This is a genomic window from Legionella sp. JM-2024, assembly GCF_055389095.1.
In genome coordinates this window covers 78263-96008 of record NZ_AP039388.1, presented here as the reverse complement: position 1 = coordinate 96008, position 17746 = coordinate 78263, and the positions used below count along the sequence as shown (strand labels likewise).

Here is a 17746-nt window from a genome sequence, read left to right as displayed (position 1 = left end):
TGTTCTTCACAGCCTTGAGATGGCAGATGGTGGATAAAAATTGAGCTTAATTTTTTAGCAACCCTATAAAATCTGTCGCGCTTATTGCTCGAGAAAAATAAAATCCTTCACCGTATAAGCAACCTAACTCTCTTAATTTTTCTAAAGTATTTTGATCTGCAATACCATCAGCTATAGGTTCCAGTCCCAGTGTTTGAGCTAATTTAATTATGGCTTCCACAATTTTGGCTTTTTTAACATCTTTGGACATTTTCAATACATAAGATTTTTCAATTTTGATGTCATCAATTGGGTAATTAGTTAAATAGATAAAAGAAGAATACCCACTACAAAAGTCAGCTATAGATAATTTGATTCCCATTGTTGAGAATTGTTCAAGAACTTCCCTAGTAGCAGACTGGTCCGATAGGCAGGCTTTTTCAGTAAATTCCAATTTCAAAAATTGCGGCGCAATCTCATAATCATTTAATAATTTTTCTACTAAATTAGGCAACTCACGATCGGAAGTATCTTTTAAAGACAGGTTTACTGAAGTAAAAATTTTATGCCCTGCATCATGCCATGCTGCTAATTGCTTTATTACTCCTCTGAGCATAAATTCAGTCAAATTATGAATTAAACTCGTTCCTTCAATCAAAGGCGTAAATTTTTCCGCACTTAATAAACCAAATTCAGGGTGTTCGAAACGAACAAGAGACTCTGCACCCACAATTTTACCGGTGGCCAGCTCAATTATCGGTTGGTAATAAATTTTTAAGTCTTTATTCTCGATGGACCGTTGAAGTTCATTTATCACGATCCGATTATGCATGAGGTCCTCTTCCATCTCAGGACTGTACATAACATAGGGTTTGTTTTCTTTGCGTGCATGATAAACTGCAATAACGGCATGATTTAATAAAACATCATCTTCCTCTCCATGAACAGGATAGATTGCAATACCAGCGGTGGTTGTAATATTAATACTAATTCCATCAATCATAAGGCTGGTGTTTAACAATTTAAGAAGATTAACCAATAATTCATCAGTATTCAGATCCTTTTTTAGTCTCGGCATTAATATGGCAAATTCGTCACTTTGTAATCGAGCAACCACATTAATTCCAAGGGCCGCTTTCAGCATATAAGGATCTATCAAAATAGATTTTAATCGTTCAGCGAATTGCTTTATGACATTATTGGCATTAAAAGAACTGAAATTATAATTAATATTATTAAAATCATTAATTTTTATAACGATAACGGCTAATTCTCCCTGCGCTCCCAATTGTTCAATAGCGAGCCGTATTTTTTCATTTAACAAGCGGCTGTTAGGCAAATTGGTTAAGTTATCGTGATTACTTTCATATTTGAGTTTTAATTCCAGATTCCCACTGATATTTAAGAGTTCTTTTGTTTTATCAACCAATAAACTCTCCGCTTTATTAACTAATCCATAACAAAAAGCTTGTCCCCAGTATACAAACATAAACGGCGTTATATCCAAAATCCAAATGGCTGGATTGGATTTTTGAGCCTGAATAAATCCGCCTAAGCTAATCGAGCCTGTCAACTGATATGAAACAATAGAGCTTGCAATTAAGATACTGCCAATAGAGATAAGCAACCCCAAAAAGGCATATCTATTAACATGACCTTTCAAGATAACAGAGCTATGTGCCAAATTAGATTTAATATTCATTTATTAATAGTCATTCCCTGATGCCTATTCATACAACAGGCTTTTTAACTCCTCAACCCCTCTTACTATCACTTCAAGCGTCTACAAGAAACCGAGTAAAATGCAATACTTATGATTAGTATAGCCCAAAGAAAAAATAACAGAGGGTTTATAGTATGGAGTTTTTCTAGGTGCAGCATAGAAGATGGTGTTATAATCTAATTAACCCGATGGCGAGTGATTTTAGAACCAACACTCACAGCCAGGGGAGCATCCTGTTATCGGCGTTGAGCAAGCCCACTTAAGTGGGAAGCCTGAACCGATTCATCCGCTGCCCACTTGAACCTAAGGGTTCAAAATCCGGTACCCATCGGGTTATACCTTCATCAGCTGCTCTTTTAATAGTAAATATTCATCCCGAACTTTGGCCGCCAATTCGAATTCCATATTTTGGGCATGCGTATACATTTGTTTTTCCAAAGTATTAATTTGTTTCATCAACTCTTGAGGAGACCAGTGAGTGTATTTAGGAGTCTTTTCTGCAACCATGGTTTTGCGTTTGCCTATGTAAGCGCCTTCCAGGATGTCTTCAACGGATTTACTAATACCCATAGGAATAATCCCATGCTCCCTATTAAATACTTTTTGTTTTTCACGTCTTCTCTCAGTTTCAGTCAATGCTCTTTGCATTGAGCCAGTAATAATATCCGCATATAAAATAGCTCGTCCCTTGACGTTACGTGCAGCACGACCAATAGTCTGAATCAGAGAGCGTTCTGAACGTAAAAAGCCTTCCTTATCAGCGTCTAAAATGGCTACAAGAGCCACTTCTGGCATATCAAGACCTTCGCGTAATAAATTAATTCCCACCAAAACATCAAATTCGCCCAGGCGTAAATCTCGAATAATTTCCACACGTTCCACAGTATCCACATCCGAATGCAAATAACGAACTTTAATCCCGTGTTCACCTAAATATTCTGTTAAATCTTCAGCCATACGCTTGGTTAATGTCGTTACAAGAATACGGCTGCCTTGATCGATGACTTGCCTGATTTCTGACATCAGATCATCAACCTGAGTTTTCACCGGTCTGATTTCCACCTCAGGGTCAATTAATCCCGTAGGCCTTACCACTTGCTCAGCAACATTATCGGAATGTTCCTGTTCATAAGGTCCTGGTGTCGCTGAGATATAAATGGTTTGTGGAGAACGTTCTTCAAACTCTTCAAAGCGTAAGGGTCTATTATCCAAAGCCGAGGGCAATCGAAACCCATAATGAACTAATGTTTCCTTACGTGCCCGATCTCCTCGATACATCCCTCCAATTTGAGGGACAGTAACATGCGATTCGTCAATAATTAATAAGGATTCAGGTGGAAGATAATCAAAAAGGGTAGGGGGCGCTTCTCCTGCTTCACGGTTGGATAAATAGCGGGAATAATTTTCAATACCAGAGCAATAACCCAACTCCAACATCATTTCAATATCAAAACAAGTCCGTTGCTCCAGACGCTGTGCCTCTACCAGCTTATTTTGAGCATTGAATTCAGCAAGTCTTTCTTGCAGTTCTTCCTTCACTTTGTCTACTGTTTCCAGAATTCTCTCTCGTGGAGTGACATAATGCGTTTTAGGAAAAATAGTCACCCGCGGCAAACGCTGAAGAATTTCTCCAGTAAGCGGATCAAAGCGAGCGATATTTTCTACCTCATCATCAAAAAGCTCTATTCTGATTGCCTCTTTCTCAGAATCGGCCGGAAAAATGTCGATGACATCTCCATGAACTCTGAATTGACCACGCTCAAGACTAAGACTGGTTCGCGTGTACTGCATTTCTGCAAGACGCTTTAAAATTTTACGCTGACCTGATTGTTCTCCACGGGATAGATGTAATAACATACGCAAATAGGAATCGGGGTCGCCCAATCCATAAATTGCAGAAACCGTGGCTACAATGATGGCATCCTTGCGTTCAATTAATGCTTTGGTTGCTGATAAACGCATCTGCTCTATATGTTCATTAATGGATGCGTCCTTTTCTATAAAAGTATCTGAAGCAGGGACATAAGCTTCTGGTTGATAATAATCGTAGTAGGAAACAAAATATTCTACGGCATTATCAGGAAAATAGGCTTTAAACTCTCCATAAAGTTGAGCCGCAAGTGTTTTGTTAGGCGCCATGATTAAAGTCGGTCTTTTCATGGCCTGAATAACATGAGCTATAGTAAATGTTTTACCAGAACCGGTGACGCCCAATAATGTTTGTTTGGCTAAACCAGATTCAAGCCCATCGATTAAAGAGGCTATGGCAGTAGGTTGATCACCGGCTGGTTGGTAATTTGAATAAATTTTAAATAAGTCTTTCATATTTTATATTATATGCTAGTACCCCTATAATTCACAGGAGCAACAGATGGATATCGCATTGGCAAAGCGTGTACAAAAAGTAAAGCCTTCACCTACCCTTGCCGTGGCTGCAAAAGCAGCACAGATGAAGGCCCAAGGACTGGATATTATTGGCCTTGGAACTGGTGAACCCGATTTTGACACGCCTCAACATATAAAGCTAGCGGCCATCTCTGCCATTGAAGCAGGTGACACCAAATACACAGCTGTGGATGGGATACCCGAACTAAAAGAAGCCGTTAAAAACAAATTCAAGAGAGACAACGGTTTTGATTATCAACTCAATCAGATATTAGTCTCTGTGGGTGGTAAACAAAGCTGCTATAACCTGTGCCAAGCGTATCTTAACCCAGGAGATGAAGTCATTATCCCTGCCCCATATTGGGTGTCTTATCCAGACATGGTTTTGTTAGCTGATGGCGTGCCTGTCGTCATTGAGACCACTCCAGCACAGCGTTATAAAATCAACGCTCAACAACTAGAGCAGGCCATCACCCCAAAAACGAAAATGATTTTTCTAAACAGCCCATCCAACCCTTCTGGCATCGCTTACACTCAAAAAGAATTAAAAGAACTGGGCCAAGTACTGAAAAAACATCCACAAATTCTTATTGCAACGGATGATATGTACGAACATATCCTCTGGAGCCAATCCTTTGTGAACATCCTCAATACCTGTCCTGAATTATATGACAGAACCATCGTGTTAAATGGCGTATCCAAAGCCTATGCCATGACTGGCTGGCGTATAGGCTATGCAGCCGGTCCAGCGCCATTAATCAATGCCATGAAAACCATTCAATCCCAATCCACATCCAACCCCTGCTCCATAGCACAAAGAGCTGCAGTAGCGGCTTTGGATGGCAGTAATGAAAGTATCGAAGAAATGGTTAATGCGTTTCATCAAAGACACGACTACGTAGCCGATAGATTACAAAATATCGATGGCATAGAAGTCATCCCAGCCGACGGAACCTTCTACATTTTCCCTTGTGTGCAGGCGATTATCGAAAAACGAGGTTACGCCAACGACATCGAATTTTCCGAAAAATTGCTGAATGAAGTAGGTGTGGCCCTGGTCCCAGGTTCCGCCTTCGGCACAGAAGGCTGCATCAGAATATCCTTCGCCACTGGTATTGACACACTAAAAGACGCTTTGAACAGATTACAGCGTTTCTGCAGCTAAAAAATATATTCAAAACCACTTGATTCTCTCGCGGAATCGTTTTAAGATTCCGCCTCAATTCCCCGGTAGCTCAGTCGGTAGAGCGGATGACTGTTAATCATTAGGTCGGCGGTTCGAGCCCGTCCCGGGGAGCCAAATCCAGTCTAGGTTTTGGCGAATTCCAAGTTTTCTCTTCCTGAAGCTTGGTACCAGTTTTGGTACCGATTTTAGAAATACACCTCGTTGAAGTTAGCATCTTATTGCTTGTCTAATATCATTTCAGCCAGGTGATTAAAGGTCGGCATTATTGAAGCAAGAGTAATATCTTCCTTTTCTAGTAATTGTTCTAATTTATGAACCTCAGAACTCTCAAGAGTAATTTTGATTAAATTATTTTTCATAGAAGAAATTAATCTTTCATCATGTAAAACCAGATCCGTAAAATATGAAATCAGATCTGGCCATTTTCCATATTCCAAAAAATAGAAGTTATCAAACTTCATAGCTGTTAAGACAGCTTGTTGTTTATGTAAAAAATCATGTTCTGAAGGCAAAAAACGGTTAAACAATTGAATTGTAGCGCCATTGTATAAATGATCATCAAATTGATTTTTCATTGCAGTGGGGTTAAATGCCCATACACATATTTTTCCTGTTTTCTTTTTAATTTTTTTAAACTGCCAACAACAAAAGAAAGCGGCTACCCATGGTTTATACGTCCAATCTAACAATCTTGTCGGTATTCCTATATGCTGTGCAGTACATATTAAATTCCAGTCAATTTTGTTTGCGGTTAAAAAAGAAATATCAAAATAACCTGCCTCCCAAGATAGCCAATCAAAATCATATGGACGTTTTATTAGATAGGCACCGTAATTAATTATTTGTTCTGTAATTCTATCTAGTGGAAAAGAGGCATTTAAATCCTGTTCTAAGATGGAAGGTGTACCAAAAGGATAATAATTAGATATCGGTAGTCTAACTTTGATTGATTCTCCAGCAAATTTTTCTAAAAGAAATCGTTCTAAAAGGACATGTTTGATAAGGGTTAACAATCTAGCCCGCTTGTTTCGATTTAGCGCAAAATTAAGTTCATTTCCGTTTGTAGGATTGATTAGTGTAATAAGTTTTTGATTTAATTCATTTTGAAATTCGTTAAAAAAATCTTGAATTTTACTATATTTTGATTCATAGAAATTTATCTTGAAATTATCTCTAAATGCCGTTGGCTGTAAGGAAAATGTATGATTTCCTAGCCCACGAAATATCCATGGATAATCAAGTTTATCATTTAAGTCCCAATGTACTTGGCTTTTTCTCAGATATTCCAGGAACTTATCTGCTGATTTAAATTCAATAGATGTATATATTTGATCATCATCAGTCATATTAAGAACTATTCCATGTGATTCTTTTAAAATTGTAGTACATGGTCACCATAATGTAAGGGCCAGTCTTAATTTCATAAAAATGATAATTTTTTATGCTATATTTAAAATATTTAAGGCTAAGGAGAGCCTCGTGATTAAGCACCCATTGAGTTTTCTATTTTTTATTTTAATAACACCGTCCCTAGCCATATCTGCTTCATCCGCCTCCGGGAAACTACCCCCAGAATACGAAATGGCCATCAGTGAACTCAAATCTGCAAAAAGTATAGAGTGTTATTTCCCCCAAGGCTCATTTGCAAATTGGCAAGGAAATTCGATGAAGCTTGAAGAAGATCGTATGTCTGATGCAACTCATTTTGACAGTATTGATATTTCTAATAAAAAACAAGCTAGGATGATAGCCAATGGGGGTGCTACGGATGTTTTCGCTTTTATGTCACCAACTGGAATTACATTTGTTGAAAATACTGATATTGGAAATTTTATATACACAACTGTGTTCCCATCATATTTAGGAAATAAAAAAATTAATTCAGAACCCTCAAAAAATACATTTCTTTTCCAAAAAGCTTATATTGCCGTCACCTCTCGCCACATTTATTCTCCAATGACTGGAGCAATGCCTTCCCAATTCCATGGTTACTGTAGGATATTGCAATGAATTAGCGTAATCCTCGAGGACTATCTGCTTTGATTTAATAATTTAATCATTTCCGGTAACTCTGCTAACCCAACGATAAGTGGTTTATTTCGAGATAGAACAAGCTCTCTAAATTTAGTCAATGGCCGCCGGTCTACCTTAATGATAACTTCAGCATTAAAGAAATATATCTTATAAATGTTAATAATGTCAGCATTACAATGAATTTTTGTTTTCAATGGAGGATGTAATACGCGATTGTTTTTAAAATGAAATCTTCTAACTATAATTGAAAAATCATCTTCACTCCCAACATCCGTGTTTAAGATTATTGCTCTCAAAGTATCTCTAAATGGGCCAAGTGATATCTGGTCAAAAAAAGAGTTATTGCTAACTTCTGCTCGCCATAGAATTGAAAGTATAAATAATTTTAATTTATCATAATCAACTTCAGCAATCCTATCCCCAATTACGGTGCCGTTTACTTGAATAGGATTATGGTTACATATTATGACCTCATTAAAAAAATTATTTCCATAATCGTCCCAAATGGAAAATTTATCCTCACATTCCTGACATAATATTTGGTCATAAATACCAATCGGGAGTCGTTTTGAATGGTCATTTTGACTTACTAATACTCCATCAGCATTAGGATAAACATTTTTATAAAATGACTTTGGTATAATATGAGAACGGACGAGTTTTTTATTTTGAAAACATAATTGGCATAGCGTCATCATAGTTTCATAACCCCGATAATATTGATATTTCCTCTATAAGTGTAAAATAAATTTAAGTTTCCATTCTTGATCCATGAATTATTTGCCCTGTTCTGAGTTTAGTGTTGAACGAGCGGCTCACTCAAAGATGAAACCTGGCCAAAGCCATAAAGCTCGAAGTAGGGGGCAAATCAATCGTTATAAGGCAACCGATCTCGCCGATTTACAATTGTTTTGGGTGCAATTCCTCCTTGTTGTGATGATTAATAAAAGCGACATAACAATGGCTCTTGTCATACAAGTCCATGGTCAAATTGAAATAAATTGACTTAAACTCCCGAGGGAGTTGCCCTGTCGGATGACAGAGATTCCTAGATGGGCTCCCGACTGAACGTCCAGCCACGGGGTTAGGGAATGAAGTGGCTTAGCATAAGACGTCGGTTGACGTTTCGCCGGAATTTCACCAGCTCATCAGTCATGCTTGATTCCAAATTAGCAAAGCGGTGCTTGCTTCGCAAGGGATTTTGGAAAGAATTTTGTCCAATCCCGATTGGCGGGATCGGACAAAATGCTGAAAAGTGTTGATTTTACACGGTAAAATCGGGGAGGATTTTCTGCGTCACTGCTGGAAAATTGCAGTGACGCAGAAAAAAATAGAGGTAAACAATAATTTTTGACTCTTAAAAAAGATGGGTATTATGTGTTATCCCATTCACTTCAGTCATCTTGAATACCTACCTGTTGATTATCACAGTCCTGTACAATTGGTGCTGAATGCTCAAACACATATGGATTTGTTTGCCAACATTTTCTAGCTAACCAGTTAGCTGGATATTTCCATGTAGGTACCCATACTCCCATCATAACCTGGAAATTATAACTTTCAATTTGCCTGTTTAGTCCCGCCATTATTTTTTCAAATAAGGTATCATCAGGATTAAGTTCTCTAAATAAAGAAAACGCCGCTTCCCTATCAACGGGGTGTGGATAACTTTTCCAAAATTTTTCAAATTGGCTACACACATATATATAATTATAATCTTCTGACTTATGAGGTGGGTCGGCCTCAGGGGTATTGTCTGTGTCTGGTTTTAGTCTTAACTGACAGGATTCCCCTGATCCTAAAGAATTTTCCTGTGTCGGGTTTGTGTCGGGATTAAGGTTCGGCTTCGGTACGGCCTTCTTTGGCGCAGGGTTATCCAATTCTGCGTAAATACACTTTACTATCAAGTGCCTTTCAGTTGACTGGATCTCAATAAGACCTGCACGTTCAAGAGATTTAACAGCCCGTTTCATTTGCTGAAGACTTGGACTACCTGTTTTAACGCCTGCAATTGGTCCAATATAAAGTGTTTCACGCAACGATTGATAACTGATCCTGCGCTTAATGCCTACAATGCAACTTTGTCTGTCCATGTATGGTCGGATGCCCATCAGGTAAACGACTCTTTGTATGTAGGGGAGCTCCAATAATGCTGCTAGTTCATGAGCATTGGCAAATAAAAAATTCATCCCTCTTATCATCCATTTTAAGCTAATTAATCGTCTTCATGGATTCATTTTAGGAAGGAAATTTCATAGGTCAATAGCATTTCAGATGCTGATATTGATTGATATTAAATGATATTGATATTTTTTGTGTATGGTAAGGCGTACACAACTAAGCTTGTGTTCAGTAAAATCAAAAAAATCGTACACAACTTATTTTAGTCTCCAATTATTTGACATATAGGCTGTATAATCTGCTATAATACTATTAACTCATCTACCTTCAGTGTAGAAGGAGCATTCGAGGTCGCTTAGGCGGCCTCAGCTTTTTCTGGGATCCCTATTTACACTTGACTCTTTCTGATTTGTCCTACCTTTTCTTTCATCATGCACATAGGCAGTAGTTAACGAATAGTAGTCTTTACGCTTTGAAAGAATAATCATATATTGTTCTGGAGGAAGCCAGAGTACAGTATTCATATTCGATTCTCTTTTGTTCTCCCAACATAAAATTTCAGAATAACCACTATGTTGGATTATGTGTGGGATCCAACTAATTCGTTCACAACGACGAAAATCTACAATTCGATCTTCATCAACCCCAGGACCTGATGTGATCAAATGCCAAAAACTTCCATGCATTTCAGAAACTGGTTCTAAATAGCGGCATCTAATTGGTAATCCCAGAAATGATAATTTACGATCAATTTTATCAAGGAATAGTTGATATAAAGCATTTTGGTAGTTGTTCCAATCACTACCAAAACTTTCAAACAATACAAGATCAGGTAAGGGATACAAACTCACAAACGCCCCTCCCAATTAAATAAGTTAAATTTACGTGCGCCGAGAGAGGTACTGCGAACAAGAGATAGGCCAGTACGTGTTTTGATTAGATCTACAATTCTTTGCTTTGCATCACTTTGCCCACCTTGAGGATAACGGTTGGCATAGGATATGGAACCAATCAATAAATCAGCTAGTTGGATTAATACATTTTCATGTGATCTTACTTCTTGGATTCTTGCAACCACCTGTTTATTAAAATCATGGTGGGAGTTACAAAGCACTTCATGGAGTTTTTCTATTTTTAAATAGCCTTGAGTATCTTTAATATCAAGATAGATATGATAGGAATTTTTAGGATCAATGAACCACTCCAACATTTGCCAATACATTTTGTAATAAAACTGATCATGAGTATGGTTAAATTTGTCGTGTTGGAGTTGATTTTTATCAATGATAATTGCCCTAAAAGAGAGCTGCTCACAACTAAAAAAATAATTTGTTAAAGCTTCATATGCTGCGAGCTTATTACGTGTAACTTTAGTCCATTTTATTTCTGAGAATTCTTTAAGCTTATTTTGACGTTTAATCTCTTTAATTTCTTGAAATATTGCATCTTTGTCTTTAATAGGACAAGCGATGGCACCAAGTACCATGTATCTATTATTTACGGTAATTGCTGAGGATTCTAAATGGCAACTTTCATCACAGTATATATTTATCAGTTCATTCATCATAATTCCATTCATTAGGAAACCATAATCATGTGTATTTAACCCATCACGTTGCTTTCATATTTAAATACACAATGTTACTAGCCATTAAATTGTGAATATAGTGAGACCATTGTTCTAAAGCTTCTTTTCTTTGGGGCAACATTTCATTTCTATTATAAGTTGCCATAATTCGTGGCATTTTATGTCCCAAACATTTCTCTATAACTACAGGATCAATTTGTAAAGCCTCTCCAAGTTGAGTGGCGAAAGTACGACGTAGATCATGTGCTGTCCACTCCGAAATGCCCACACGTTCTTGAATACGCTTAATAGCTCTGGGCAAAGCATTTTCTGTCAATGGATGACAATAGTCTATACCTGTTAACACATAATCTGATCTACTAAGTGATTTTAGGTGCAAAAATAATTGTTTGGTCAAATCACTAAGATGTACTTTGTGAACCATGCTGGCCTTGGAATGCAAGGCGGGAATTGTCCAAAGTGACTCATCAAAATTAATTTCACTCCACTTTGCCAAACGCAGTTCAGCAGTACGAACACCAGTCAGTAAAATAATCTTAATGGCGGTGCGGGTTTGAGGTGCCATTTGTGAGTCGTTACCATCTAGAAATAGCCAGAGAGATTTGATTTCATCCAGACTTAAAACACGCTCTCTTGGTTTCTCATGACCGCCAATATCCCTTGCGCGAATGTTAGAGGCCGGATTGATGCTCATAGTGCCACGGCTTACCGCATAGCCAAACATTTGCTTGAGCGAGCTTAAAACGCGATTTGCGTGCACGCTTGCCCCTCTTTTGACGATCTTATCCAGCGCTTGAGTAATATGCTTGGTTTCCAGCTCATCCAAAACCCAATCCCCCAGAAGCATAGTGATATCACCGTCTATTTGCTTTTTAACCGTTAAAGGACGTTTTAAATGCTTTTCGACATAATGGGTATACCAACTTAAAGCCAGTTTTTTTACAGTGTTGTCCGATTTGGCTAGTTGCTGTTTAGCATATTCTATGGGATTAATGCCTTGTTCCTTTAAACGCTCTGCATCCAGCATTAACTCACGTGCTTCTTTTAAACCAATCCCCGGGTACTTGCCCAATGTCATCTTGTAGCGCTTGCCTTCAAAAGTGAATCGAAAGATCCAAGATTTGCCCCCTCCTGGCATCACCCGAATACCAAGCCCACTAAACTCGATTTGTTCAAACCATTTTTGCTGAGGTTTTAAATTGCGGATGTACGCATCAGTAAATTTCATAACTGGTACCAAGATGATTTTTGGTACCTATTTTGGTACCACTAAATATGAATTTAGATAATATTAAATGATATTAAAAGAAAGTCAAATTACAATAATAACCTTGTATTTACATGAAATAATGATACTTTTTGATATTATTTGAAATCAATTGATATCAAATAATAAATGACTGTTAATCATTAGGTCACAAGTTCGAGTCTTGTCCGGGGAGCCATACCCATTCTGGGTTTTGGCGAAAATCAATCAAACCTTAAATTTTACGTGTCGAATATGTATCGAAGTTTGATATGAAGTGACTCAGCCACACCTCCCCAATTCTCATCTAATAACCCAGCCTGAACATAACGATGAAAACTTGAATAAAACCATTCTTTAGCAAGTGTAGCCCGTATTAGACGAAGTCGTAATACGGGGTTTTCTCCAAGATTCATCCCGTATTACGCTGCGCTAATACGGGCTACGCTTGATGTGTGACGCAAGATTTACTTTTTATGAATAAATAGGGACAAGTCATTTTATAAAGCTCTGACCCATGCCCCATTAGTCGTTTAATTTGCTTTTCGAGCAAAGATCATAATAAAATCATGTAGAACAAATATGAAGCATTTATGATGGATTTTATATATACGATAATAAAATTAATTAAGAGCAAAGCATATCTAATTCATTTTGAAACTAATGGTTTTGTATTGTTAATGGTTCTATCCTTAGTGTTTGGTTATATTGCTGGAAGATATAGGTATCGCAGCCGAGCTGCCATAAATCATGGTGAAGCTAGAGTAAGGCAATTGCTAACTACATATTGTCAAAATAGAGACGCACATGTTCTAAATAATATTACTCTACGTTTAGAAAATAGCTCAACCACTCAAATTGATCATGTATTAATTACCACAAAAGGCATATTTGTAATTGAGACCAAACATTACAATTGGTGGATCTTCGCCAATTATAAATCCCCAAAATGGACTCAACACACCTATATGGAAAAATTTACTTTTCAAAATCCAATATTGCAAAATTACAAACATGTAAAAGCAATTCAAAAATTATTTGATTTTATTAATCCTCAGTATATTCATAATATTGTTGTTTTTAGTGGAGCAGGAATCTTTAAAACTATAAAACCGAATAATGTGTTTTATATTGAAGAATTGCTCCCTGCAATTGAGCAGTATTCTGAAGATGTATTAAGCTTAAACCGTATTCAGTTCTGTGTTGGAAGATTAGAGTACATGCGCTTAGAGCTAACTCAAAAAACTGATGTTGAACATCACGCATATTTAGCACAAAGATTTCGCCAATCCGAATGAACTTATATAAAATGGAAAAGCTAGAGGGTCAAATCTTGCCTTTTGCTTTTTAAGGTAGTGAAAATGAATCTAGAGGGTCGAGCCTTGCATTGTGAATTATCAATGCATAAATTCACAATCCAAGGCCTGATGATGACTCTGAAATTATGGTTTGTTGTAATATATTTTAATAAGCTCTGCTAAACTATCAGCAAGCGTAGCCCGTATTAGCGCAGCGTAATACGGGATTTAAGCACCCCGTCTCTAATCTCAATTAAAGATAAGCAAGGCATTTAAAATAAATTCCAGTATAATTTTCTTGTCCAACTTCAAGGAAAATGGCCATGGTAAACTATCGAAGGGATTATACCCCAGGCGCAATCTATTTTTTCACATTAACTTTGAAAGATAGGAAGGCAACTTATTTAACAACCTATATAAGTAACTTAGGCGAAGCTTTTCGTCACGCAAGAACAAAATCAAATTTTACGATCAAGGCAATAGTTGTTTTACCAGACCATATTCATTTTTTATGGGAAATGCCTGTGAATAATTCGAATTATTCAACATCCATTAGGCTCATTAAAACGCATTTTACACACGCCCTGCTCCATTTAAATATCCCATTAATAAAAAATTCCAGAGGATATTATAATCTTTGGCAAAATCGATTTTGGGAACATCGAATTAGAGATGAAAACGATTTGCAAAACCATGTCGATTACATCCATTACAATCCTGTGAAACATGGTTATGTGTTAAAACCAGCCGATTGGTGTCATTCGAGTATTCATCGATTTATTAAACAGGGAATAATTGATGAGGAATGGGGCGGTGACAAAAATCCCGTATTACGCTTGCGCTAATACGGGCTACGCTTGCTGAAAAATGTATCGGTTTTTTAGAGTTCATTACATTCTTGAGTTTTATATTAAAGGTCAGACATTAAGCCTAGCTGATGTTAACCTCATCTTTTCATTGGTGATTATACGCTAGTCAGGCTTTATATTAGGATGCAATTTCTACACTATTATCACCGCCAGAGAAATAATACTTGCCAAAATTTATTACTTCCTCATGCCTTTGAGTTCGTAATATACTTACTAGGAGGGAGTTATATGCAGCAACCGATAATTAAAGACAAGGACTATTTAAATTGCATCATTCGCTTCCGCTAATTACCACCATCGCCATGGGATTTGCTTTAGCATTAATCTTAGGTTTGCTTGCAGCACGTCTTAGGATTCCAGCATTGGTAGGTTATTTATTAGCTGGTGTTGCTATTGGACCATACACTCCGGGGTTGATGGCAAACGTGGAAATTGCCCAAGAGCTTGCAGAAATTGGGGTTATGCTGCTGATGTTTGGAGTAGGGTTGCACTTCTCATTATCAGATTTGATGCGAGTCCGAAAGATTGCTATCCCAGGCGCAATAGTTCAAATTGTTGCTGCAACAATGCTTGGAGGTTGTGTTGCAGCCATGTGGGGCTGGAATTATGTCAGCGCACTAATTTTTGGACTTTCTCTATCCGTAGCCAGCACTGTTGTACTATTAAGAGCCCTTGAAGAACGAGGAGCTCTTGATTCGATTAATGGCCATATTGCTGTGGGCTGGCTTCTGGTCGAAGACTTAGCTATGGTTGTTGTGCTTGTATTACTTCCAGCGTTATCACGCTCGCTTGGTAATGGCTCTTCTGTTGACATGCACAAGCCTCTATGGTTTGTTCTTGGTCTTACACTTGTTGAAGTATCAGCCTTCATTGCGTTTATGTTATTGGTCGGTCGACGATTTTTTCCTAAGTTGCTTTGGCATGTTGCTCGAACAGGTTCTCGTGAATTGTTTACTTTATGTGTTATTACCGCAGCAATTAGCGTTGCCTACGTGGCTTCTAAATTATTTGGAGTTTCGTTTGCCTTAGGAGCTTTTTTTGCTGGTATGATTATGCGAGAGTCTTCATTAGGTCATCGTGCCGCCGAAGAGTCCTTACCCCTCAGAGAGGCCTTTGCCGTATTATTTTTTGTCGCAGTAGGTATGTTGTTTAATCCTGCGGTATTGGTTGAACAACCCTTACAAGTATTAGCTGTAGTAAGTATTATCGTTATTGGAAAATCAATCGCAGCTTTTGCACTAGTTCTTGCTTTTCGGTATCCATTACAATCGGCATTAACCGTATCAGCAAGTCTGGCCCAAATTGGTGAATTTTCGTTTATCCTTGCTGAGTTAGGGGTACGCTTAGGTATGCTTCCTAAAGAAGGGCAAAGTTTTATTCTTGCGGGTGCACTGATATCGATAGCCATTAACCCTCTTATATTTAAATTAATAAACCCTATTCATGTTTGGATAAAGTCTTACCCTCGATTGATCGGTTTTTTTGAACGCTCAAGCGATCCTTTGGCTGAATTACCCATGACAACCAAAGCAGAGTATTTAGAAGGACAGGTGGTTTTAGTGGGCTATGGTCGTGTTGGGAAGCGCGTTGCTCATTTACTTTCTGAAAAAGCTATCCCCTTTGTTGTGGTTGATGAAAATCGAGAAGTAATTGAAAGCTTACGAGCCACCAATTTTCCTGCAGTTTATGGGGATGCATCCGATCCTTCTGTGCTGATTCAAAGCCATATTGCTCGTGCCAGTATGCTCATTATTGTCATATCGGATACCGTCCATGTAAGAAATATGATTCGATTTGCATGCCAACTAAACCCAAAAATTGAGGTTATCGTCCGCACACATGACGAGGAAGAAGCAGCGTTATTACAGATAGAAATTACAGGCAAAGTATTTTTTGCCGAAGGGGAAGTCGCTAAAAATATGGGAGAATATGCCTTAAATCGATATGGAAAATCATGAATTATTTCGATAGCAAGCAATTGTTACTCTATTGTCGTGGGATAGATGAATAACACTGACCAAAATTTATCACTTCCTCCCTTCTCTGAGTTCGTAATATACTTACTACGGGGAGCCAATCCCAGTCTGGGTTTTGGCGAATTCCAAGTTTTCCCTTCCTGAAGCCCTGATTGCCTTTCAATGCCAAGACATAACCAGTTTTTTTTGACGATTTTTTTTGCAATTTTGGTTTAGCACCCTATGGCATCAATCGTTACATATATCTTCATTTTGTGCCGGGCTTAACAGCCCAGCTTGCACTTGCATCGCTCTAAAACTAATTTATTTTTCCACCCGCATCTTGTACATGCTTAATAATATAGTGTTGAATTTCTTCATTAACACCTGCCAGAGGAAAGATAGAAAATTGAGATTTTGAGTAGAACAACAAATAGTAGTCGGAAAATTGCCAAACTGACTCAATTGATGACCAAGGAAGGGTGACTGAGCCTCGGTCTGATGAAAATGTGAAATTATCCTCAGAAGCCAAAAATATGGCATCAGGATGTCCCATTTTCTTGAATTTATTTATAGAGCTCCGATAATGAACGAGATACAACATAATAGCTATCGCAACAGAAAAAATGAGAATCGCTCCAAGTGCACCAGTAATCCAAGAATAATCTTCATTAGATATTAGGAATATTAAATATCCCATTAACGCTAACCAAGTTAGGATCATTAAAGGCCCAACGGTTTTATACCAAAAACTAAAAATCGCTTTACGAATAAGGCTAGCTGAGTAGATTAACGTAGTTTGATGCATAGGTTTCCTGTAAGGAAAGGGAATTGGCAAGACTATATTAATTGTAGAATTTAACCAATTTTGTTTGGCATTTCAATTTTATGAACCTCAAAAAACGTAGGTTTAGTTGTTAAGCCGGCGATTGTCGTATTGCCCGAACACTTGCACATGATCATGGATCTTCCAGATGGCATGAGGATTATTCGACTCGGGTGCGTCAATTAAAAACTCATTTCTCACAAGAAATCAAGTTATTGGGTATACCCTCGGTTAAAAATAATCAGGATGAGTATAATTTGTGGTAAAAGACGATTTTGTGAGCGTCTTTTACGCGATGAGTCTGATTTTTGTATTCATATGGATTATATTCATTTTAATCCAGTAAAACATGGATTAGTAAAAAGTGTTATTGATTGGCCTTTCTCAAGTTTCCATAGGTATGTCAGTGAAGATATTTTACCGAAAAATTGGAGGGAGATTCATTGAATAGTAATTTTGGCGAATGGAATCCTGTTTGCAAAGCAATATTGATTTATTTTTATTCATACATAATACTAAATAGGCAATTTGGACTT

16 protein-coding genes, 1 tRNA gene and 1 other RNA gene are annotated in these 17746 nt (G+C 37.6%); 9 read left to right on the top strand and 9 right to left on the bottom strand.

From position 1 onward, the window contains the following. Positions 1-46: 46 nt before the first annotated feature. Positions 47-1681 (bottom strand): putative bifunctional diguanylate cyclase/phosphodiesterase, encoded by a 1635-nt coding sequence (locus ACZ5EK_RS00435; protein ID WP_464430835.1) that lies wholly within the window; start codon positions 1679-1681, stop codon positions 47-49. A gap of 200 nt (positions 1682-1881) precedes the next feature. Here ACZ5EK_RS00435 and ssrS point away from each other — a divergent pair. Continuing rightward, positions 1882-2041, top strand: a non-coding RNA gene (ssrS, locus tag ACZ5EK_RS00430) — 6S RNA. Here the strand turns inward: ssrS and uvrB are convergent. Further along, on the bottom strand, positions 2036-4027 hold the full coding sequence (uvrB, locus tag ACZ5EK_RS00425) for an excinuclease ABC subunit UvrB (RefSeq protein WP_464430834.1): 1992 nt from the start codon (positions 4025-4027) through the stop codon (positions 2036-2038). The genes ssrS and uvrB overlap by 6 nt on opposite strands. 46 nt (positions 4028-4073) lie before the next feature. Here uvrB and ACZ5EK_RS00420 point away from each other — a divergent pair, with 46 nt between their 5' ends. Both ACZ5EK_RS00420 and ACZ5EK_RS00415 read left to right on the top strand, forming a co-directional pair. Next, positions 4074-5252 carry a pyridoxal phosphate-dependent aminotransferase gene (locus tag ACZ5EK_RS00420; protein WP_464430833.1) on the top strand — a complete coding sequence of 393 codons (1179 nt, stop codon included), beginning with the start codon at positions 4074-4076 and terminating at the stop codon, positions 5250-5252. 59 nt (positions 5253-5311) lie between these two features. Next, positions 5312-5387, top strand: a tRNA-Asn gene (locus tag ACZ5EK_RS00415). Positions 5388-5488: 101 nt separating this feature from the next. Here ACZ5EK_RS00415 and ACZ5EK_RS00410 read toward each other — a convergent pair. Further along, on the bottom strand, positions 5489-6619 hold the full coding sequence (locus tag ACZ5EK_RS00410; RefSeq protein ID WP_464430832.1) for an FRG domain-containing protein: 1131 nt from the start codon (positions 6617-6619) through the stop codon (positions 5489-5491). A gap of 235 nt (positions 6620-6854) precedes the next feature. On the opposite strand from ACZ5EK_RS00410, the gene ACZ5EK_RS00405 reads away from it, so the two are divergent. After that, positions 6855-7283: a hypothetical protein gene (locus ACZ5EK_RS00405; protein WP_464430830.1), complete on the top strand. Its 429-nt coding sequence runs from the start codon at positions 6855-6857 to the stop codon at positions 7281-7283. Positions 7284-7303: 20 nt separating this feature from the next. Here the strand turns inward: ACZ5EK_RS00405 and ACZ5EK_RS00400 are convergent, their stop codons facing one another. Further along, the gene (locus ACZ5EK_RS00400; RefSeq protein ID WP_464430828.1) at positions 7304-8002 is read right to left on the bottom strand and encodes a hypothetical protein; all 699 of its coding nucleotides are present in this window, start codon (positions 8000-8002) and stop codon (positions 7304-7306) included. Positions 8003-8132: 130 nt separating this feature from the next. On the opposite strand from ACZ5EK_RS00400, the gene ACZ5EK_RS00395 reads away from it, so the two are divergent. Then, positions 8133-8312, top strand: coding sequence for a hypothetical protein (locus ACZ5EK_RS00395; RefSeq protein WP_464430826.1), 180 nt, complete (start codon positions 8133-8135; stop codon positions 8310-8312). 389 nt (positions 8313-8701) lie between these two features. Here ACZ5EK_RS00395 and ACZ5EK_RS00390 read toward each other — a convergent pair whose 3' ends face one another. The 4 genes from ACZ5EK_RS00390 to ACZ5EK_RS00375 form a co-directional block, all read right to left on the bottom strand. Then, a complete protein-coding gene (locus tag ACZ5EK_RS00390) occupies positions 8702-9496 on the bottom strand; it encodes a hypothetical protein (RefSeq protein WP_464430824.1) in 795 nt (264 codons plus the stop codon). 297 nt (positions 9497-9793) lie between these two features. Beyond that, on the bottom strand, positions 9794-10279 hold the full coding sequence (locus ACZ5EK_RS00385; RefSeq protein ID WP_133138163.1) for a hypothetical protein: 486 nt from the start codon (positions 10277-10279) through the stop codon (positions 9794-9796). Continuing rightward, positions 10276-11007 carry a DUF3800 domain-containing protein gene (locus tag ACZ5EK_RS00380; RefSeq protein ID WP_464430822.1) on the bottom strand — a complete coding sequence of 244 codons (732 nt, stop codon included), beginning with the start codon at positions 11005-11007 and terminating at the stop codon, positions 10276-10278. The genes ACZ5EK_RS00385 and ACZ5EK_RS00380 overlap by 4 nt, the downstream gene beginning before the upstream one ends. A 31-nt stretch (positions 11008-11038) precedes the next feature. Next, a complete protein-coding gene (locus tag ACZ5EK_RS00375) occupies positions 11039-12244 on the bottom strand; it encodes a tyrosine-type recombinase/integrase (protein WP_464430820.1) in 1206 nt (401 codons plus the stop codon). Positions 12245-12855: 611 nt separating this feature from the next. On the opposite strand from ACZ5EK_RS00375, the gene ACZ5EK_RS00370 reads away from it, so the two are divergent. The 3 genes from ACZ5EK_RS00370 to ACZ5EK_RS00360 all read left to right on the top strand — a co-directional run bounded on the left by ACZ5EK_RS00370 (position 12856) and on the right by ACZ5EK_RS00360 (position 16387). After that, positions 12856-13560, top strand: a complete 705-nt coding sequence (locus ACZ5EK_RS00370; protein WP_464430818.1) for a nuclease-related domain-containing protein — start codon at positions 12856-12858, stop codon at positions 13558-13560. 323 nt (positions 13561-13883) lie between these two features. Beyond that, entirely contained in the window at positions 13884-14405 is a 522-nt protein-coding gene (locus tag ACZ5EK_RS00365) for an REP-associated tyrosine transposase (RefSeq protein ID WP_464430817.1), read from the top strand. A 290-nt stretch (positions 14406-14695) separates the two neighbouring features. Further along, entirely contained in the window at positions 14696-16387 is a 1692-nt protein-coding gene (locus ACZ5EK_RS00360) for a cation:proton antiporter domain-containing protein (RefSeq protein WP_464430815.1), read from the top strand. A gap of 316 nt (positions 16388-16703) precedes the next feature. Here the strand turns inward: ACZ5EK_RS00360 and ACZ5EK_RS00355 are convergent, their stop codons facing one another. Further along, entirely contained in the window at positions 16704-17192 is a 489-nt protein-coding gene (locus tag ACZ5EK_RS00355; RefSeq protein WP_464430814.1) for a YcxB family protein, read from the bottom strand. A 264-nt stretch (positions 17193-17456) separates the two neighbouring features. On the opposite strand from ACZ5EK_RS00355, the gene ACZ5EK_RS00350 reads away from it, so the two are divergent. Then, a complete protein-coding gene (locus tag ACZ5EK_RS00350) occupies positions 17457-17657 on the top strand; it encodes a hypothetical protein (protein ID WP_464430813.1) in 201 nt (66 codons plus the stop codon). The last annotated feature ends 89 nt before the right edge of the window (positions 17658-17746 follow it).

Coding starts and splice junctions, on each gene's coding strand:
- ACZ5EK_RS00435 (WP_464430835.1), bottom strand. CDS start 1,681: ATGAATATTAAATCTAATTTGGCACATAGCTCTGTTATCTTGAAAGGT.
- uvrB (WP_464430834.1), bottom strand. CDS start 4,027: ATGAAAGACTTATTTAAAATTTATTCAAATTACCAACCAGCCGGTGAT.
- ACZ5EK_RS00420 (WP_464430833.1), top strand. CDS start 4,074: ATGGATATCGCATTGGCAAAGCGTGTACAAAAAGTAAAGCCTTCACCT.
- ACZ5EK_RS00410 (WP_464430832.1), bottom strand. CDS start 6,619: ATGACTGATGATGATCAAATATATACATCTATTGAATTTAAATCAGCA.
- ACZ5EK_RS00405 (WP_464430830.1), top strand. CDS start 6,855: ATGGCCATCAGTGAACTCAAATCTGCAAAAAGTATAGAGTGTTATTTC.
- ACZ5EK_RS00400 (WP_464430828.1), bottom strand. CDS start 8,002: ATGACGCTATGCCAATTATGTTTTCAAAATAAAAAACTCGTCCGTTCT.
- ACZ5EK_RS00395 (WP_464430826.1), top strand. CDS start 8,133: ATGAAACCTGGCCAAAGCCATAAAGCTCGAAGTAGGGGGCAAATCAAT.
- ACZ5EK_RS00390 (WP_464430824.1), bottom strand. CDS start 9,496: ATGAATTTTTTATTTGCCAATGCTCATGAACTAGCAGCATTATTGGAG.
- ACZ5EK_RS00380 (WP_464430822.1), bottom strand. CDS start 11,007: ATGAATGGAATTATGATGAATGAACTGATAAATATATACTGTGATGAA.
- ACZ5EK_RS00375 (WP_464430820.1), bottom strand. CDS start 12,244: ATGAAATTTACTGATGCGTACATCCGCAATTTAAAACCTCAGCAAAAA.
- ACZ5EK_RS00370 (WP_464430818.1), top strand. CDS start 12,856: ATGATGGATTTTATATATACGATAATAAAATTAATTAAGAGCAAAGCA.
- ACZ5EK_RS00365 (WP_464430817.1), top strand. CDS start 13,884: ATGGTAAACTATCGAAGGGATTATACCCCAGGCGCAATCTATTTTTTC.
- ACZ5EK_RS00355 (WP_464430814.1), bottom strand. CDS start 17,192: ATGCATCAAACTACGTTAATCTACTCAGCTAGCCTTATTCGTAAAGCG.
- ACZ5EK_RS00350 (WP_464430813.1), top strand. CDS start 17,457: ATGAGTATAATTTGTGGTAAAAGACGATTTTGTGAGCGTCTTTTACGC.